Source organism: Streptomyces sp. NPDC107538 (assembly GCF_055657445.1).
In genome coordinates this window covers 195,009-211,261 of record NZ_JBVKAY010000013.1, presented here as the reverse complement: position 1 = coordinate 211,261, position 16,253 = coordinate 195,009, and the positions used below count along the sequence as shown (strand labels likewise).

Annotated in this window: 12 protein-coding genes; 10 read left to right on the top strand and 2 right to left on the bottom strand. The window is 69.5% G+C overall.

What is annotated here, in order from left to right; translation table 11 throughout:
• The first annotated feature begins 113 nt into the window (after nt 1–113).
• The 10 genes from ACZ7MG_RS34570 (at nt 114) to ACZ7MG_RS34525 (ending at nt 14,742) form a co-directional block, all read left to right on the top strand.
• Nucleotides 114–2,195, top strand: coding sequence for a 3'-5' exonuclease (locus tag ACZ7MG_RS34570; protein ID WP_471382671.1), 2,082 nt, complete (start codon nt 114–116; stop codon nt 2,193–2,195).
• 16 nt (nt 2,196–2,211) lie between these two features.
• Complete coding sequence (locus ACZ7MG_RS34565) at nt 2,212–4,029, top strand: ATP-dependent nuclease (RefSeq protein WP_471382673.1); 1,818 nt, start codon at nt 2,212–2,214, stop codon at nt 4,027–4,029.
• 369 nt (nt 4,030–4,398) lie between these two features.
• Complete coding sequence (locus ACZ7MG_RS34560; protein WP_086757517.1) at nt 4,399–4,620, top strand: hypothetical protein; 222 nt, start codon at nt 4,399–4,401, stop codon at nt 4,618–4,620.
• A 145-nt stretch (nt 4,621–4,765) separates the two neighbouring features.
• The gene (locus ACZ7MG_RS34555) at nt 4,766–5,656 is read left to right on the top strand and encodes a DUF2797 domain-containing protein (RefSeq protein WP_471382675.1); all 891 of its coding nucleotides are present in this window, start codon (nt 4,766–4,768) and stop codon (nt 5,654–5,656) included.
• A 285-nt stretch (nt 5,657–5,941) separates the two neighbouring features.
• Complete coding sequence (locus tag ACZ7MG_RS34550) at nt 5,942–6,682, top strand: response regulator transcription factor (protein ID WP_471382677.1); 741 nt, start codon at nt 5,942–5,944, stop codon at nt 6,680–6,682.
• The gene (locus ACZ7MG_RS34545) at nt 6,679–8,391 is read left to right on the top strand and encodes a sensor histidine kinase (protein ID WP_471382679.1); all 1,713 of its coding nucleotides are present in this window, start codon (nt 6,679–6,681) and stop codon (nt 8,389–8,391) included. The genes ACZ7MG_RS34550 and ACZ7MG_RS34545 overlap by 4 nt, the downstream gene beginning before the upstream one ends.
• 26 nt (nt 8,392–8,417) lie before the next feature.
• Nucleotides 8,418–9,953, top strand: coding sequence for a bifunctional glycosyltransferase family 2/GtrA family protein (locus tag ACZ7MG_RS34540; protein WP_471382681.1), 1,536 nt, complete (start codon nt 8,418–8,420; stop codon nt 9,951–9,953).
• Nucleotides 9,950–12,205, top strand: a complete 2,256-nt coding sequence (locus ACZ7MG_RS34535; RefSeq protein ID WP_471382683.1) for an ArnT family glycosyltransferase — start codon at nt 9,950–9,952, stop codon at nt 12,203–12,205. Before ACZ7MG_RS34540 ends, ACZ7MG_RS34535 begins: the two co-directional genes overlap by 4 nt.
• A 146-nt stretch (nt 12,206–12,351) precedes the next feature.
• Nucleotides 12,352–13,845: an MFS transporter gene (locus ACZ7MG_RS34530; RefSeq protein WP_471382685.1), complete on the top strand. Its 1,494-nt coding sequence runs from the start codon at nt 12,352–12,354 to the stop codon at nt 13,843–13,845.
• 126 nt (nt 13,846–13,971) lie between these two features.
• Nucleotides 13,972–14,742 carry a TetR/AcrR family transcriptional regulator gene (locus ACZ7MG_RS34525; protein ID WP_471382686.1) on the top strand — a complete coding sequence of 257 codons (771 nt, stop codon included), beginning with the start codon at nt 13,972–13,974 and terminating at the stop codon, nt 14,740–14,742.
• A gap of 100 nt (nt 14,743–14,842) precedes the next feature.
• Here the strand turns inward: ACZ7MG_RS34525 and ACZ7MG_RS34520 are convergent, their stop codons facing one another.
• Together ACZ7MG_RS34520 and ACZ7MG_RS34515 are read right to left on the bottom strand one after the other, a co-directional pair.
• Entirely contained in the window at nt 14,843–15,313 is a 471-nt protein-coding gene (locus ACZ7MG_RS34520) for a PPOX class F420-dependent oxidoreductase (RefSeq protein WP_471382688.1), read from the bottom strand.
• A gap of 112 nt (nt 15,314–15,425) precedes the next feature.
• Nucleotides 15,426–16,244 carry a YceI family protein gene (locus ACZ7MG_RS34515; RefSeq protein WP_471382690.1) on the bottom strand — a complete coding sequence of 273 codons (819 nt, stop codon included), beginning with the start codon at nt 16,242–16,244 and terminating at the stop codon, nt 15,426–15,428.
• Between the last annotated feature and the right edge of the window lie 9 nt (nt 16,245–16,253).

Genomic DNA, 16,253 nt, shown 5'->3' with positions numbered 1-16,253 from the left:
CCAGTCGTCAGTCAAGGCGGGTCACAGAACCCCTTACGATACTGCGTAGCACAGATCATCAACGCCCTACCATGAGGGTTGCCCACCCCGTCGGAGGAGTGTCCGTGCCCCCGTTGGCGATCGCCAAGGAGTTCCTTTCCGAGTACGCCAAGCTGGAGAAGCCTGTCCAGAAGGCCGTGCAAGCCGCGCTTGGGAAGTTCGCCCAAGCCACCCATGCGGGACTGCATCTGGAGAAGCTCAACCGGGCTGAAGACTCCCGGATCAGGACAATTCGCATTAACCAGTTCTATCGCGGGGTTGTCCTGGCGCCGACGACAGGAGACCTCTACTGCCTGCTGCGCGTCCTGCCACACGACGACGCGATCGCTTGGGCCACGACGAGGTTGTTCACCGTCAATCAGGTTCTCGGCGTCCTTGAGGTGCGCGACGAGACGCAGTTGCAGAACATGACCAGCACACTGCGTCTGGCCGCCGAAGCTACACCGGCCAGGCTCTTCGACCATGTCAAGGACTCGGACTTCCGCACTCTCGGCATCGACGATCAAGTGTTGCCGATCGTCCGATTGCTGACCCGGGAGGCGCACCTGGACGCCCTCCAGCACATGCTGCCGTCACTCCAGTATGACGTCCTCGTCGCGCTGGCCTCGGGGATGACGGTCGAGGAGACTTGGGGAGAGGTCAGTAAGCATCTCGTCAACGCTGCTAAGCCCGACAGGGTAGAGCCGGACGACCTGTCCGCAGCTATCGGGCGGACCCCCGACCAAGTCGCGCTTGTCAGCGGCCCTGAAGAACTTGAGAAGCTGCTGCGTCCCCCGTTTGCACTGTGGAGGATCTTTCTCCATCCGATGCAGCGTCGGATCGCTTACCACGATCCCTATCTCGGCTCGGTGATGATCACCGGTGGTGCGGGCACTGGCAAGACGGTGACTGCCCTGCACCGGGCTGCGTATCTCGCGGGGCTCTACGACAGGGGTACGCCGATCCTGCTGACCACCTACAGTCGCCCGCTCACCGCAGAGTTGGCTCGTCAGCTGGACCAGCTCGTCGAGAACCCCGAGGACCGCGACCATATCGAGGTGATCACCACTGATCAGCTTGCTGCCCGGGTTGTTGGCGACCGATCCGGAAGCCGCCCGGTCGTGCTCCCGTCGCGCGAACTGATCAGCCTGGCCGACAGCGTGCACCCGGACTACGCGGGGGAATTCCTAGTCGATGAATGGGAGCAGGTGCTGCTCGCCCAAGACATCACCACGCTGGAGGCGTATCTGACGGCAGCACGCACCGGTCGAGGCCAGGGCCTCCCTCGCTCGGAGCGGCCGTCCGTCTGGGCCGCCATCGAGGCGTTGCGGAGTCAGCTGAGCGCCCTCGGGAGTTGGTCGTTCCTACAGGTAGCCGATGAGGCGGCACGACTCCTGCGACAGGACGATGGGCCTGCCGTCTACCGGCACGTCATCGTCGACGAAGCCCAGGACCTACATCCCGCGCAGTGGCGGCTGCTCCGGGCAGCCGTCCGCCCGGCCGAGGACGACCTGTTCCTCGTTGCGGACCCGCATCAACGGATTTGGCAGCATCGGGTACCGCTGAAAAATACTGGGATCAACATCGTCGGTCGGACACAGCGACTGACCGTCAGCTACCGCACCACCCAGGAGATCCTTACCTGGGCCGTGCGGGTGTTGGGGCTCGTGTCCGAGGAGGACCTCGATGGCTGGCCCGACAGTCGGGAAGGCTACGAGTCGCCGATGCACGGCCGCCGGCCGATCGTCCGGCGGTTCGCCGAGTGGTCCGAGGAGCGCGCTGCCGTGGTCTCCCAAGTCCGGGGCTGGCTAGCCGATGGCGTCGAACCGGGTGCAATTGCCGTCGCGGCCCGGGTCAACGCCAAGTCCGACGACGTGGCGGGCGCGCTTCGCTCCGCGGGCATTGAGCCCGAGCCGCCGGGTCCGTCCGGCGGCCGGGTCCAGGTCGGCACGATGCACAGCATGAAGGGCCTGGAGTTTCAGTGCGTCGCGGTCATTGGCGTCCAGGACAAGGTGGTGCCGCACGACCGGGCGATCGTTCCGTTGGAAGTCGACAGGGCTGCCCACCTGGAGAGTGTGCAGAGGGAGCGGTGCGTGCTCTACGTCGCGTGCACTCGTGCCCGTGACCGGCTGTATGTGTCGTATTCCGGGGCTCCCAGCCCCTTCCTTCCCCGCTGATTTCGAGGAGCCTCCCATGCGCCCCCTACGCGTGGCCATCCGGAACGTTCGCGGCGCCCTCGACGTCGAATTGCACCTGCGTCCGTTCGGCGCGCTGATCGGCCCGAACAACGCGGGAAAGTCCACTCTGATAGATGCCGTCCTCCTGTTTTACGGTGCATTGGACTGGAACGAAACCCGAGACCTTCCCTGGCACGCGGAGCCTGGTGCAGAATCCTGGGTGGAAATCGACTACAGCGTTGACGCCGCCGAGGCCAAGCAGATCGGCGTCGACCTAGTCAACGGCGATCTCCTCCGGATCCGGCGTTGGTTCACCAAGAGCACTGACCGTCATGCCGGGGCTTACTACCTGATTCCCGAGGACGGCGGTGAACCACAGCCAACCGGTTGGACCAATGCCGCCAAGCTCGGTCAGTGCGTCTATATCCCGGCGATCAGCAAGATGGCTGATCACACGTCGCTCACCGGTCCCTCGCCCTTGCGTGATGTACTGCTCCTCGCCTTCTCTGAGCGGCACATCGAGACCATGCTCATGACCGCTAGGGCTGCTCTCGGAACGCTGAGCAGTGCCTTGCAGGAAGGGCCCATCACTGACCTCGAGAGCGATCTCGACGAGGCGCTGATGCCTTGGGGCTTGTCCGCGAAGGTCGACGTCGGAGAGCTATCCAACGAGCTGATCATGCGCCACCTTATCGAGCTGCGACTCCATCAGGAGGGCACTCACCGCCCACTGGAGACCCAAGGATCCGGCGTGCAGCGCACCATGATCGCCGCACTGATCCAAGCGGCGGCACGGCTACGGGCTCAGGCCAAGGAGGGCGCGTTCCGGTGGGTCCTCTTCGAGGAGCCTGAGGCATTCCTCCACCCTTCCCAGGTGACACGGCTCGCCCACGACCTGCACCAACTCGTTGCCGCGGGAAACACGGCAGTGACGATCACCACGCACAACGCATCCGTGATCGCGGCTGCCGAGACTTCCCCTGAAGCGATCACCCGGGTGCGTCGTTTACTCCATCGGATCGAAGTGACGTCGCCTGCTCCTTCTCTTGTGAGCAGGGTTCTCTCGGACATACACACCCGCTCGGCCTACGCCGTAGGCTCTCGCTCCTGTTTCAAGACTTCCCGCCTGACAGCAGCCGACGAGGAAAGGGACCGGGTCCTCTACGACCTGGACGCACACCGAGCCGCCGCATTCTTTGCTGACCGGGTGATCGTCGTCGAAGGCCCTAGCGATGTGTTGTTCTTCGAGTGGCTGGCCCGTCGGGGTCTCCTCGCCAAACTCGGCTCCAATGTGGGCCTCCTTAGCGCGTTCGGCAAATTCGAGCTGCATCGTGCGGCGAGCACCTTGTCCCTGTTCGGTATCCCACACGTTGTTCTCTGGGACGAGGACGCGGTCATGGCCACAACCCAGAACAATCTCAAGAAGCGACTGTGCGAGGACGCATCGGCGCTCACTGCGCTGGCGGCGTCCGCCAACGATTCGGAATCATCCTTCGTCGGCGCGGTTCGTCTCACCGGCACCATTGAGCGTTGGCTCGGCATCACCGAGGAGCATGACAACCCTTGGAAGGCAGCCAACATCGGCGCCTCCCTCAGCCAAGCCTATGCGGACCCGTCTTCACCGCTGCCGGCACGGGTTAACAATCTGCTTGCCGTGCTCGAAGATTTGTTTGTGGGCCGGGACGTTGCTTCCTACCGGCAGCTGCCGGAGTTTCAGGGCGCACTGATCTCGCCGACCTTGCCTCCACTGGCCGTCGATTTGCCGCTTGAGGTCGCGGCCTTCCCGCGTCACGCTTGTGGTTGCCCCGCACCCGCGTGGCCGCGAGTTATCTGATGGTTCAGCCCTAAGGCCGTGGAGCCGGCCGCCCCGTTCGGAGTTGACGGCAGCCCTGACGGCAACGACGGCACACAGGCGCGCATGATCGCCAACCTGGGCAATCGAGCTAGGAGGCCGTCGACCCTCCTCCCGGCGTGATGCCCGATCCTACGGATCAGAAGGTTGCAGGTTCGAATCCTGCCGAGTGCACACAGGTGAGAGGCCCCGGAGAGATCCGGGGCCTCTTGCGTTTCGAGAGCCGGCTCGCGGACGAGGACGAGCACGCGTGGTGTCGGTGCTGGTTGTGGGGTGTGCGGGGGGTTCGGGGGAGGGGTGGGAGTGGAGCGCGGAGGACTGGGGGAGGCGTGGGGGCGCATACTGGTCGCGATGACTAAGCCAGGTGCACCGAAGCGCTATTTGCCCACCAGTCCCTTCAAGGCCCCGGTCGCTCCGCCTCCCAAGCACTTCGCGGTGGGGGACCAGGTCACGCACGACATGTACGGCCTCGGCCGGGTGATCGGTATCGAGGACGGCATCGCCGCGCTCGTCGACTTCGGGTCGGTCCGGCAGCGGATCCTCAGCCCGTACACCAAGATGAGCAAGCTCTAGGACGGGGCGGTACGGGGGCGATGCGGGGGTGAGCCCCGGGCGTCGCCCCCCGCCCCGCCTCGCCCTTCTCTCCCCGCCCCCCAGTCGTGCTGGACGTCTTCGCTGGTCGGAGGCGTTGTCAGTGGTGCCCTCTACTGTCGTGAGGGTGGCACGCGTGTGGAGATGTACGGGGCTGCGGTGGGGTGCGGACGGGCCGCTGCTCGGCTGGGCGGGCGGGCGCGGGAGCCCGTTGCCGCGAGGGAAGGCCGTGGCCTTCGGGGTCGCCGACGAGGGGCGGCGGACCTGCGTCGGGGCTCGGGGGAATCCGTGTCCGCTGCGGGCGGAGGTGCCGGGGCGGAGTACCGGAGCCCGGTGTGAGGAGTGTGCGCGGCTGGACCGGGCGCATTCCGTGGCCGCCGACACGATCGCCGACGACCCGCGGCCCTATCACGTGTACCTCGCCTGGTTCGGGCCCGGCATGGTGAAGGTCGGGATCACGGCAGTCGAGCGGGGTTCGGCGCGGCTGTTGGAGCAGGGCGCGGTCTCGTTCGGGTGGCTCGGGCGGGGGCCGTTGATGGCCGCGCGGCGGGCCGAGGAGGTGCTGCGGGCCGCGCTCGGGGTGCCGGACCGGATTCCGTACGCCGAGAAGCGGGCCGTGCGGGCCGGGCTGCCGGCCGCCGAGGAGCGCGCCGGGGAGCTGGCGGTGCTGCACGGGCGGGCTCAGGGGCTCGCCGGGTGGCCCGAGTCGTTGGAGCCGCTTCCCTTCCAAGCCGTCGATCACTTCGGGACGTTCGGGCTCGACGGGCTGCCGACCATGGACGGGGTGGTGGGTGAGCTGGTCGCGGGTGGGGCCGTGGGGGGCCGGGTCCTCGCCGTCGCCGGACCCGATCTGCATCTGGCCACCGGGCGGGGGGTCGTGGTTCTCGATACGCGGCTCATGACGGGGTGGGAGTTGACCGCTCCCGTCGGTGAGGGGGCCCATGACGCTCTCACCGTGCCCGTACGGGAGTTGGGGAGGGGGAGAGGGGACGGGAGCGTGCAGGACGGGCTGTTCTGAGGGGACGCGGGAGCGGGGAGGGCGAAGCATGACGGCGCTTGCATAAAGAGGGGGTCAGGGCGAGGGCGTACGGGGGTGCTCCCTGTGGTGCGGAAGCTGTGGGTTCGCGGTGAGGCGGCCTGGGAAATGCCGTGGGGAAGATCAGAAAGGTGCTGGTCGACGGGGGTGGTGTCCGGGAAGTCGGAGATCTACCCAAGGGTTGCCTGAGAGGCGCCTGTGCGTTTCTTAGAAAAATCACAGGTTCCGGAAAGGGTGTTCTCAGGGGGCCCCGACAAGGTGTCCAGCATGACCACGACCTCGCCCCAGGGGCGCACCGAACTGCTGAGGCCGGACGGGAGCCCCGTCCGAGTGCTTGTGGTGGACGACGAGCTGTCGATCACCGAACTGCTGTCCATGGCCCTGCGCTATGAGGGCTGGCAGATCCGGAGTGCGGGGGATGGCACGGGTGCCATCCAGACCGCCCGGGACTTCCGGCCCGACGCCGTCGTCCTCGACATGATGCTGCCCGACATGGACGGGCTGACCGTCCTCGGGCGGCTGCGGCGCGAGCTGCCGGACGTGCCGGTGCTCTTCCTCACCGCGAAGGACGCGGTCGAGGACCGGATCGCCGGGCTCACCGCCGGCGGCGACGACTACGTCACCAAGCCGTTCAGCCTCGAAGAGGTCGTGGCGCGACTGCGCGGGCTGATCCGGCGCTCCGGTGCCGCCGACCGCCGCTCCGACTCCGTGCTCGTCGTCGGTGACCTCATGCTCGACGAGGACAGCCACGAGGTGTCGCGCGGCGGGGCGAACATCCACCTCACCGCCACCGAGTTCGAACTGCTGCGGTTCCTCATGCGGAACCCTCGGCGCGTGCTCAGCAAGGCGCAGATCCTCGACCGTGTGTGGTCGTACGACTTCGGTGGCCAGGCCAACGTGGTCGAGCTGTACATCTCGTATCTGCGGCGGAAGATCGACGCCGGGCGCGAGCCGATGATCCACACCCGGCGTGGGGCCGGCTATCTGATCAAGCCCGCCACGTCATGAGCGGGCGACGACGAACGCGTGCGCAGCCGCAGCTGAGGCTGCGGCGAGGGCGGGGACGACAGCCGCGCACGCTGCGTACGCGGCTCGTCGTCTCCGCGGTGGCGTTGATCGCGGTGGTGTGTGCGGTCATCGGGACGGTGACGACGATCGCGCTGAGCGAGCATCTCAACGACCAGCTGAACACCCAGGTCGAAGAGGTCGCCAAGCGCGCCGCCGGTCCGCCGGACGGAAAGCTCCCCGGAGGCGGCGGCGACGGTAACAACGTCCCGCCGGACGGTCCCTTCGGATTCGTCACCAAGGGCGGCACCGAGGAGTACACCGTCGTCGCCCAGGTGGGGACGGACGGCGGGGTCACCGACGCGGTGGTCGCCAAGGAGAAGACGTCCGACAGCGACGAGTTCGAGGGCATGACCACCGACGCTCTCAACACCGAGCAGGAGGCGGCCCTCGGCTCGGTGTCGAAGACCGGTATCTCCACCGTGGACATCCCCGGCCTCGGCGAATACCGGGTCACCTATGTCGAGGGCAGCAAGGGCAGCTTCTACGTCGCCCTCCCCACCGAATCCGTCACCAGTACCCTCAGCACCCTCATCGCCGTAGAACTCAGCGTCACCGGCGCCGGTCTCATCGCCGCCGGTATCGCCGGGTCCGTGCTTGTCGGGGTCGCCCTGCGGCCGTTGCGCAAGGTGGCTGCCACCGCGACCCGGGTCTCCGAACTGCCGTTGCACACCGGTGAAGTGACGCTCAACGAGCGGGTGCCCGCGTCCGAGACCGACACGCACACCGAGGTCGGCCAGGTCGGTGCCGCGCTCAATCGCATGCTCGACCACATCCACGGCGCCCTGCACTCGCGGCAGGAGAGCGAGACGCGCGTACGGCAGTTCGTCGCGGACGCCAGTCATGAGCTGCGGACGCCGCTCGCGTCGATTCGCGGGTACGCCGAGCTGACCAGGCGCGGCAGGGAGGAGATCGGGCCCGACACCCGGCACGCGCTGGGGCGGATCGAGTCCGAGTCCGGGCGGATGACCATGCTGGTCGAGGACCTGCTGCTGCTCGCGCGGCTCGACGCCGGACGGCCGCTGCAGTTCGAGCAGACCGACCTCATCCCCCTCGTCGTGGACACCGTCAGCGACGCGCGGGTCGCCGGGCGCAGCCACAGCTGGCGGCTCGACCTGCCCGACATGCCCGCCCTCGTGTCGGCGGACGCGGCGCGGCTGCAGCAGGTGCTCGTCAACCTGCTGGCCAACGCGCGCACGCACACCCCGCCCGGCACCACCGTCACCGCACGCGTCCAGCGGCGCGGGCCGTGGATGTGCGTCGACGTCGAAGACGACGGACAGGGCATCCCGGAGGAACTGCTGCCGCACGTGTTCGAGCGGTTCGCGCGAGGCGACTCGTCGCGGTCCAGGGCGTCCGGGTCGACCGGGCTCGGCCTCGCCATCGTGCAGGCCGTGGCCGACGCGCACGGCGGTGCCGTGACCGTCGACAGCGTGCCCGGCAGGACCGTGTTCACCGTGCATCTGCCGGCCCTCGGCCGGGATGTACCGCTGTACGACGACGCCGCCAACTGGCAGCTCGACGACGCCCAGTTCGACGGTGAGCACGACGGGGAGTTCGTCGGTGAGTTCGACGGAAACGACCTGGTGACCGGCGCAACACGCTGGCAATCGGACTCACAGGCACAGCACAGTGTGAGCACACGGGCATAACAGAGCGGCTCGCGAATGTGGTTGTCATGCGAACCGACTCTTCTCCCGGCACCCTGCCGGCGCGGGAGCACCTCCCGGCCGGAAACGCCGGTACGCCTGTCCTGGACGTAGTGATCCCCGTCTACAACGAGGAGAAGGACCTCCAGCCGTGCGTGCTCAGACTGCACGAGCACCTCGCGCGCACGTTCCCGTACGCGTTCCGCATCACGATCGCGGACAACGCGTCCACGGACACCACCCCGCAGGTGGCCGCGCGGCTGGAGGCGCGGCTCCCCGAGGTCAGGTCCTTCCGGCTGGAGCAGAAGGGGCGCGGGCGGGCGCTCAGGACCGTGTGGTCCGCGTCCGACGCGCCGGTCCTCGCCTACATGGACGTGGACCTGTCGACGGACCTCAACGCCCTCCTCCCGCTGGTCGCCCCGCTGATCTCCGGTCACTCGGACCTCGCGATCGGCTCCCGGCTCGCCCGTTCCTCGCGGGTGGTGCGCGGCACCAAGCGGGAGTTCATCAGCCGCGCGTACAACCTGATCCTGCGCGGCTCGCTGCAGGCCCGGTTCTCGGACGCGCAGTGCGGGTTCAAGGCGATACGCCGGGACGTGGCCCAGGTGCTGCTGCCGCTCGTCGAGGACACCGGCTGGTTCTTCGACACCGAGATGCTGGTGCTCGCGGAGCGCGCCGGGCTGAGGATTCATGAAGTGCCGGTGGACTGGGTCGACGACCCGAACTCGACCGTCCACATCGTGAAGACGGCGACCGACGACCTCAAGGGTGTGTGGCGGGTCGGCAAGGCGCTCGCCACCGGGTCCCTCGCACTGGACCGGCTCGCACGGCCGTTCGGGGACGACCCCCGCGACCGCGAGATCCAGGACGTACCGCGCGGCCTCGCCCGCCAGCTCCTCGGCTTCTGCGTGGTCGGCGCCCTGTCCACCCTCTTCTACCTGCTGCTCTACAGCGGCTTCCGGACCTTCTCCGGCTCGCAGATCGCCAACGCGCTCGCGCTGCTGGTCTCGGCGGTCGCCAACACGGCCGCCAACCGGCGCCTGACCTTCGGCGTCCGGGGCCGCGGCGGTGTCGTCAAGCACCAGGCGCAGGGCCTGGTGGTGTTCGGCATCGGCCTGGCCCTCACCAGCGGCTCGCTGGTCGCCCTGAACGCGGCCACCTCCGACCCCGCGCACTCCACGGAACTGGCGGTCCTCATCGCCGCCAACCTCGCGGCGACGGTGCTGCGGTTCCTGCTCTTCCGGGCGTGGGTGTTCCCGGACCGGCGGGACGGCCCGGCCGCCTCCGCCGAGGGATCGACCGTCGTCGCCTCGCACCACCCCGCCCCGCACCACCCCGCCTCGCCCGTCCACGCGACCGCGGCGACGGTACGTCCGGGGCAGCCGGGACCGTACGGCCATCAGGACCGGTTCCAGCCCACGTACGCCACGACCAGTACGACCAGCGGCACCACCACCACGACCCCGTTCCGCGCCGGTGAAGCCGCGGACCGCACCTGGGGGGACGCGACCATGCGGATGCGGCCGGTGCGCCCGCACGATCAGGATTCGAGGAACGCACGATGACCACGCAGTTCGAGACGACGACGAGCCGGCCGGGGGGTCCGGGTCCCGACCGGGAGCCACCGGTGACGGCGCACCAGGAACCGGTGGCCCCGGAGGCGCCCGCCGAGCCCACCGCCCCCGACGCGGGTGAGCCCAGGCAGCCCTTCGCCCAGCGGCTGTGGAGAGGCCGGCCGGGGGACAACCGCTGGATCCGCCCCGGTTTCCTCCTCACCCTCCTCCTCATCGGCGGCCTCTACACCTGGAACCTCACGGCCTCCGGCTACGCCAACTCCTTCTACTCGGCGGCCGTACAGGCGGGCAGCCAGTCCTGGAAGGCCCTCTTCTTCGGCTCGCTGGACTCCGCCAACGCCATCACCGTCGACAAGCCCCCGGCCTCCCTGTGGCCGATGGCACTGTCGGTGCGGCTCTTCGGCCTCAACTCCTTCGCGATCCTGTTCCCGCAGGTCCTGATGGCCGTCGCCACCGCCGGGGTGCTGTGGGCGGCCGTACGCCGTCGCTTCAACGCCACGGCCGGCTTCCTCACCATGGCGGTCTTCGCGCTCACGCCCGTCGCCGCGCTGATGTTCCGCTTCAACAACCCGGACGCGGCCCTCGCGCTGCTGATGGCCGCCGCGGTCTACTGCACCCAGCGGGCCCTGGAGAAGGCACAGACGAAGTGGCTGGTCTGGGCGGGTGTCGCCATCGGCCTCGCCTTCCTGGTCAAGACGCTCCAGGCCTTCCTGATCCTGCCGGTCCTCGCACTCGTGTACGTCGTCTTCGCGCCGGCCTCGGTGAAGAAGCGGGTCGGCCAGGTGCTGTTGGCCGGGCTGGCGATGGTCGTCGCCGGCGGCTGGTGGGTCGCGATCGTGGAGCTGTGGCCCGCGTCGTCCCGCCCGTACATCGGCGGCTCGCAGAACAACTCCTTCCTTGAACTGACCTTCGGCTACAACGGCCTCGGCCGGCTCAACGGCGAGGAGACCGGCAGCGTCGGCGGAGGCGGAGGCGGCGGCAACGGCGGCGGCAACTGGGGCGAGACCGGCTGGGACCGGATGTTCAGCTCCTCCATCGGCGGCCAGATCTCCTGGCTGATCCCGGCCGCGCTGATCCTGCTGGGCGCCGCGATCTGGGCCACGCGGAAGCTGAAGCGCACGGACACCACCCGTGCGGCCTTCCTCCTCTGGGGCGGCGCGCTGCTGATCACCATGGTGGTCTTCAGCTTCATGCAGGGCATCTTCCACGAGTACTACACCGTGGCCCTCGCCCCCTACATCGCACCGCTGATCGGCATGGGCGCGGCCCTGCTCTGGGACCAGCGGATGAAGTACTGGGCATCGATCACCATGGCGGCGGCCATGACGGCCACCGCGGTCTGGGGCTACGTCCTGCTCAACCGCTCCTCCGACTACCTGCCCTGGCTCAAGTGGGTCGTCCTCGTCGGCGGCCTGGTCGCCGCGCTCGGCCTGGTCTTCGTGGCCAAGCTGGGGCGGCAGCTGGCCCTGGCGGTCGTCGGCCTGAGCTTCGTCACGGCACTCGCCGGCCCCACGGCGTACACGCTCACCACCCTCAACGAGGGCCACACCGGCTCCATCGTCACGGCCGGTCCGTCCGTGCAGGGCGGCCGGGGCGGCGGTCCCGGCGGCGGTGGCGGCATGGGCGGCGGCCCCGGCGGCGGCGGTGGCGGCATGCCGGGCCAGAATCAGCAGGGCAACGGCCAGAACGGTCAGCAGGGCAACGGTCAGATGGGCCAGCCCCCGACCGGCGGCCAGCAGGGTCAGAACAGCCAGCAGGGCCAGAACAACCAGCAGGGCAACGGCCAGTCGCAGAACGGCCAGTCGCAGAACGGTCAGACGCAGAACGGTCCCGGCGGCGGTGGCATGGGCGACGGCGGCGGCGGTGGCGGTATGGGCGGCCTGATCAACGGCACCTCCGTCAGCGACGAGGCCAAGGAACTGCTGGAGAAGAACGCGAGTGACTACACCTGGGCCGCCGCCGCCATCGGCGCCCAGAACGCGGCGAGCTACCAGCTCTCCACCGGCGACCCGGTCATGGCGATCGGTGGCTTCAACGGCACCGACCCGTCCCCGACCCTCGCGGAGTTCAAGGAGTACGTGGCGGACGGCAAGATCCACTACTTCATCTCCAGCGGCTCCGGCGGTGGCATGGGCGGCAGCAGCGACGGCACCTCCTCGCAGATCAGCTCCTGGGTCCAGGAGAACTTCGAGTCGGTGACGGTCGACGGCACGACGTTCTACGACCTGACGCAGGCGAAGTAGCGCCGGACGCGTCGTGAGCGGGGCGGTGGCCCGGGGTGCGGACGAACCCCCGGGCCACCGCCCTTTCGTACGGCGTCGGCCATGGCTCTCGTACGAGGCCGAGCCGGTGTTGTACGCCGTATAGGGTTTGTTCTACGGTGTACAGCATGTCCACCCCCTCCACCCCCTCCCCTCAGGGGCACCCCCAGCGCTGGGTGATCCTCGGCGTCATCTGTCTCGCGCAGCTCACCGTGCTGCTGGACAACACCGTGCTGAACGTGGCCATCCCCTCCCTCACCGAGGAGTTGGGGGCGGCCACCTCGGACATCCAGTGGATGATCAACGCGTACTCGCTGGTGCAGTCGGGGCTGCTGCTCACTGCGGGCAGCGCGGCCGACCGCTACGGCCGTAAGAAGATGCTGATCGCGGGCCTGGTGCTGTTCGGCCTCGGCTCGCTGGTGGCCGGACTCGCGCAGTCCACCGGGCAGTTGATCGCCGCGCGCGCCGGAATGGGAGTCGGCGGCGCGCTGCTGCTCACCACCACCCTGGCCGTCGCCATGCAGATCTTCGCGCCCGGCGAGCAGCCGAAGGCGATCGGAATCTGGGCGGCGGTCAACGCGCTCGGCTTCGCGGCGGGCCCCCTCCTCGGCGGTTTCATGCTCGGCCACTTCTGGTGGGGCGCCATCTTCCTGGTCAACCTGCCGGTCGTGGCGCTGGGCCTCGTCGCCGTGATCGCCCTGGTCCCCGAGTCGAAGAACCCGCAGGGGGACCGGCCGGACCTGCTGGGCGCGCTGCTGTCGACGATCGGTATGACGGCCCTGGTCTACGCGATCATCTCGGGCCCCGAGCACGGCTGGACCTCCGGGCAGGTGCTCGCCACGGCCGCCGTCGCCGTGGTCGTGCTCGGGGCCTTCGCGTACTGGGAGAGCCGTATCCCGTACCCCATGCTCGACCTGCACTTCTTCCGCGACCGGCGCTTCACCGGAGCCGTCGCCGGGGCCGTGCTCATCACCTTCGGCATGGGCGGCGCGCTGTTCCTGCTGACCCAGCACCTTCAATTCGTCCTCGGCTACGACGCGTTGGAGGCGGGTCTGCGGATCGCTCCGCTGGCGCTGACCGTGGTCGTGCTCAACTTCTCCGGGCTGTCGGCGAAGTGGACGGCGAAGCTGGGGATGCCGGTGTCGATCGCGCTGGGCATGGTGCTGATGTCGGGCGGGCTGGTCTCCATCGCGACGATGGCCTCCGGCGGTTACGCCGGGACCCTGCTCGGGCTGGTGCTGATCGGTGTGGGCTGTGCGGTCGCCAACCCCGCGATGGCGCACGCGATCATGAGTTCGATCCCACCGGCCAAGGCGGGGGTGGGGGCCGGGATCAACGGCACGCTCGCGGAGTTCGGCACGGGGTTGGGGGTGGCTGTGCTGGGGGCGGTGCTCAACTCCCGGTTCGCGGCGCTGGTTTCCGTGTCGGCGGCGTCGTTGCCGGCGGCGCTGGGGGCGGCGGACACGGCCGGGGAGCGGGACGCGGTGCTGTCCGCGTTCTCCTCCGGGCTGGAGACGAGTCTGCTGGTGGGGGCGGTGGCTGTGCTGCTCGGGGGGTTGGTGGCGGCGGGGCTGCTGCGCAGGGCTGAGCGGGCTGACGTGGCGTTGGTGGGCGCCTCATAGCTCGGGGGGTTCTGTGGGTCGGCGGCCGCGGGTGCGTCGTGGTTGTTCGCGCAGTTCCCCGCGCCCCTGCGGGGCGCTGTCCGCCTAGCATCGTCATCAGTGGAGGAACGTCTCGGAAGGTGCGTCATGGTGAAGGGTGCCGGTCGGGTCGAAGGTCCCGTGCGGGCCAGCGTCTGGCTGGAGGGCAAGGCGGGGAAGGCGCGGGCCGGGCGGGGCGGGCAGCCGTCCGGGCTGGACCGGGAGCGGATCACCGGGACGGCCGTGCGGCTGCTGGACGCGGAGGGGCTGGCCCGGTTCTCGATGCGGCGGCTGGCGGCCGAGCTGAACGTGACGGCGATGTCGGTCTACTGGTACGTGGACACCAAGGACGACCTGCTGGAACTCGCCCTCGACCAGGTCTTCGACGAGCTGCGGCTGCCCCCGCCCGACGCCGACGAGGACTGGCGGGACCAACTGCGCACCCTGGCCGGGGAGTACCGCGCGGTCCTGGTCCGCCACCCCTGGGTGTCGCCCCTGGCCGGCACCTTCCTCAACATCGGCCCGCGCGCGCTGGACTTCTCGCTCGCCGTACAGCGCGTGATCCGCCGCACCGGCCTGCCCGCGCGGGGCCAGGCCGGTGCCATCGCGGCGGTCTCCCAGTTCGTGTACGGCTTCGGCACCATCGAGGGGCACTTCGCGCAGCGCTGCGCCGCGGCCGGGACGACCCAGGAGGAGTACTTCCGCGACGCCATGAGCGCGGTGTCCGACTCCCTCGCACCCCATGAGGTCATCCGGCACTCCGCGGACCTCATGGCGGCCCGCGGCGGCGAGACCGTCGAGGAGATGCGCGAACGCGACTTCGGCTACGCCCTGGACACCCTGATCGCCGGCATCGAGGTGATGGCCCGGCGGGGCTGACCCCCTGGCTGCTTTCGGAGCCCGCTCCCGGCGCCCGCTCCCGGCGCCCGCTCCCGGCGCCCGCTCCCGGCGTACGCTCCCGGCGCCCGCTCCCCGCCGACTACTCCCCGTCCACCAGCCGCGCCGGGAACCCACCTGTGGCCACCGGCCCCCACTTCACCGGCGTGACCCGAATGATCGACTTGCCCTGCTTGACCATGGCCTCCCGGTACTCGTCCCAGTCCGGGTGCTCACCGGAGATGTTCCGGAAGTACTCCACCAGGGGCTCGACCGAGTCCGGCGAGTCGATGACCTCCGCCGTGCCGTCGACCTGGACCCAGGGGCCGTTCCAGTCGTCGCTCAGCACGACGACGCTGACGCGCTCGTCCCGCTTGGCGTTGCGGGTCTTGGCGCGCTCGGGGTAGGTGGAGACCACGATCCGGCCCGCGTCGTCGACGCCGCAGGTCAGCGGGGAGGCCTGGGGGCTGCCGTCGGCCCGCCGGGTGAGCAGCAGGGCGCGGTGCCGGGGGCGTACGAAGTCGAGCAGGTCTTCGAGGGAGACCGAGGTGTTGGTTGCGATGTTCGGTGCCATGGCGCCCAGCGTAGGGGCGGGGGCGCCCAATAGCTCGGGGGGCTCTGTGGTTGGGCGGGTGCGCGGCGCGTCGTGGCTTGTCGCGCAGTTCCCCGCGCCCCTTGCGGGAGCGCTACGCGCCCCGCCCCTGCACCGCCTGTACGTCCAGCTCCACCTTCAGTGTCGTACCGATCGCCGCGATGCCCGCCTGTACCACCTGGTTGTACTTCATGGCGAAGTCATCGCGGCGGAGTTCGGTGGTGGCCCGGAAGGCCGCGCGGGTGCCGCCCCAGGGGTCCGCGCCGGTGCCCAGGTAGGCGAGGTCCAGGTCGACGGGGCGTACGACCCCGCGCATGGTCAGCTCGCCGTGGACGGTCCAGCGGTCGGGGCCCGCGGGGGTGAGGCCGGTGGAGACGTAGGTGATTTCGGGGTGCCGTTCGGCGTCCAGGAAGTCCGGGGAGCGCAGATGCTGGTCGCGCGTGGCGTTCCCGGTGTCGATCGACGCGGCCCGGATCACCGCCTCCACCCGGGACTTGGTCCCCTCGTCCGGGGCCGGGGCGATCTCGATCGAGGCCGAGAAGTCGGTGAACCGGCCGTGGACGCTGGAGATCCCGAGATGCTGGGCCAGGGCGGCGACGGTCGAGTGGGCCGGGTCGACGGTCCAGGGCCCGGGCGGCGGCAGTTCCGCACCGCCGAGCCGCGCCAGCGTGACCGTGCCGACCTCCGCCCGCCCGCTCGCCGTGACCAAGGCGCCCGCGGCGTACGGCGCGTAGCCGACCGCCGTGACGATCACCGTGTACGCGCCGGGCGCGAGCGGCGCGGGGTCGTGCACGCCCCCTTCGGCGTCCGCCTCGGCCCGCAGCACCTGCGTACCGGTCATGTCGGTCACCGTGACGACCGCGTGCGACACGGCCCATCCGTCCCGGGTGCGAACCCTCGCGGTCAGTCCCATGTCCGTCCA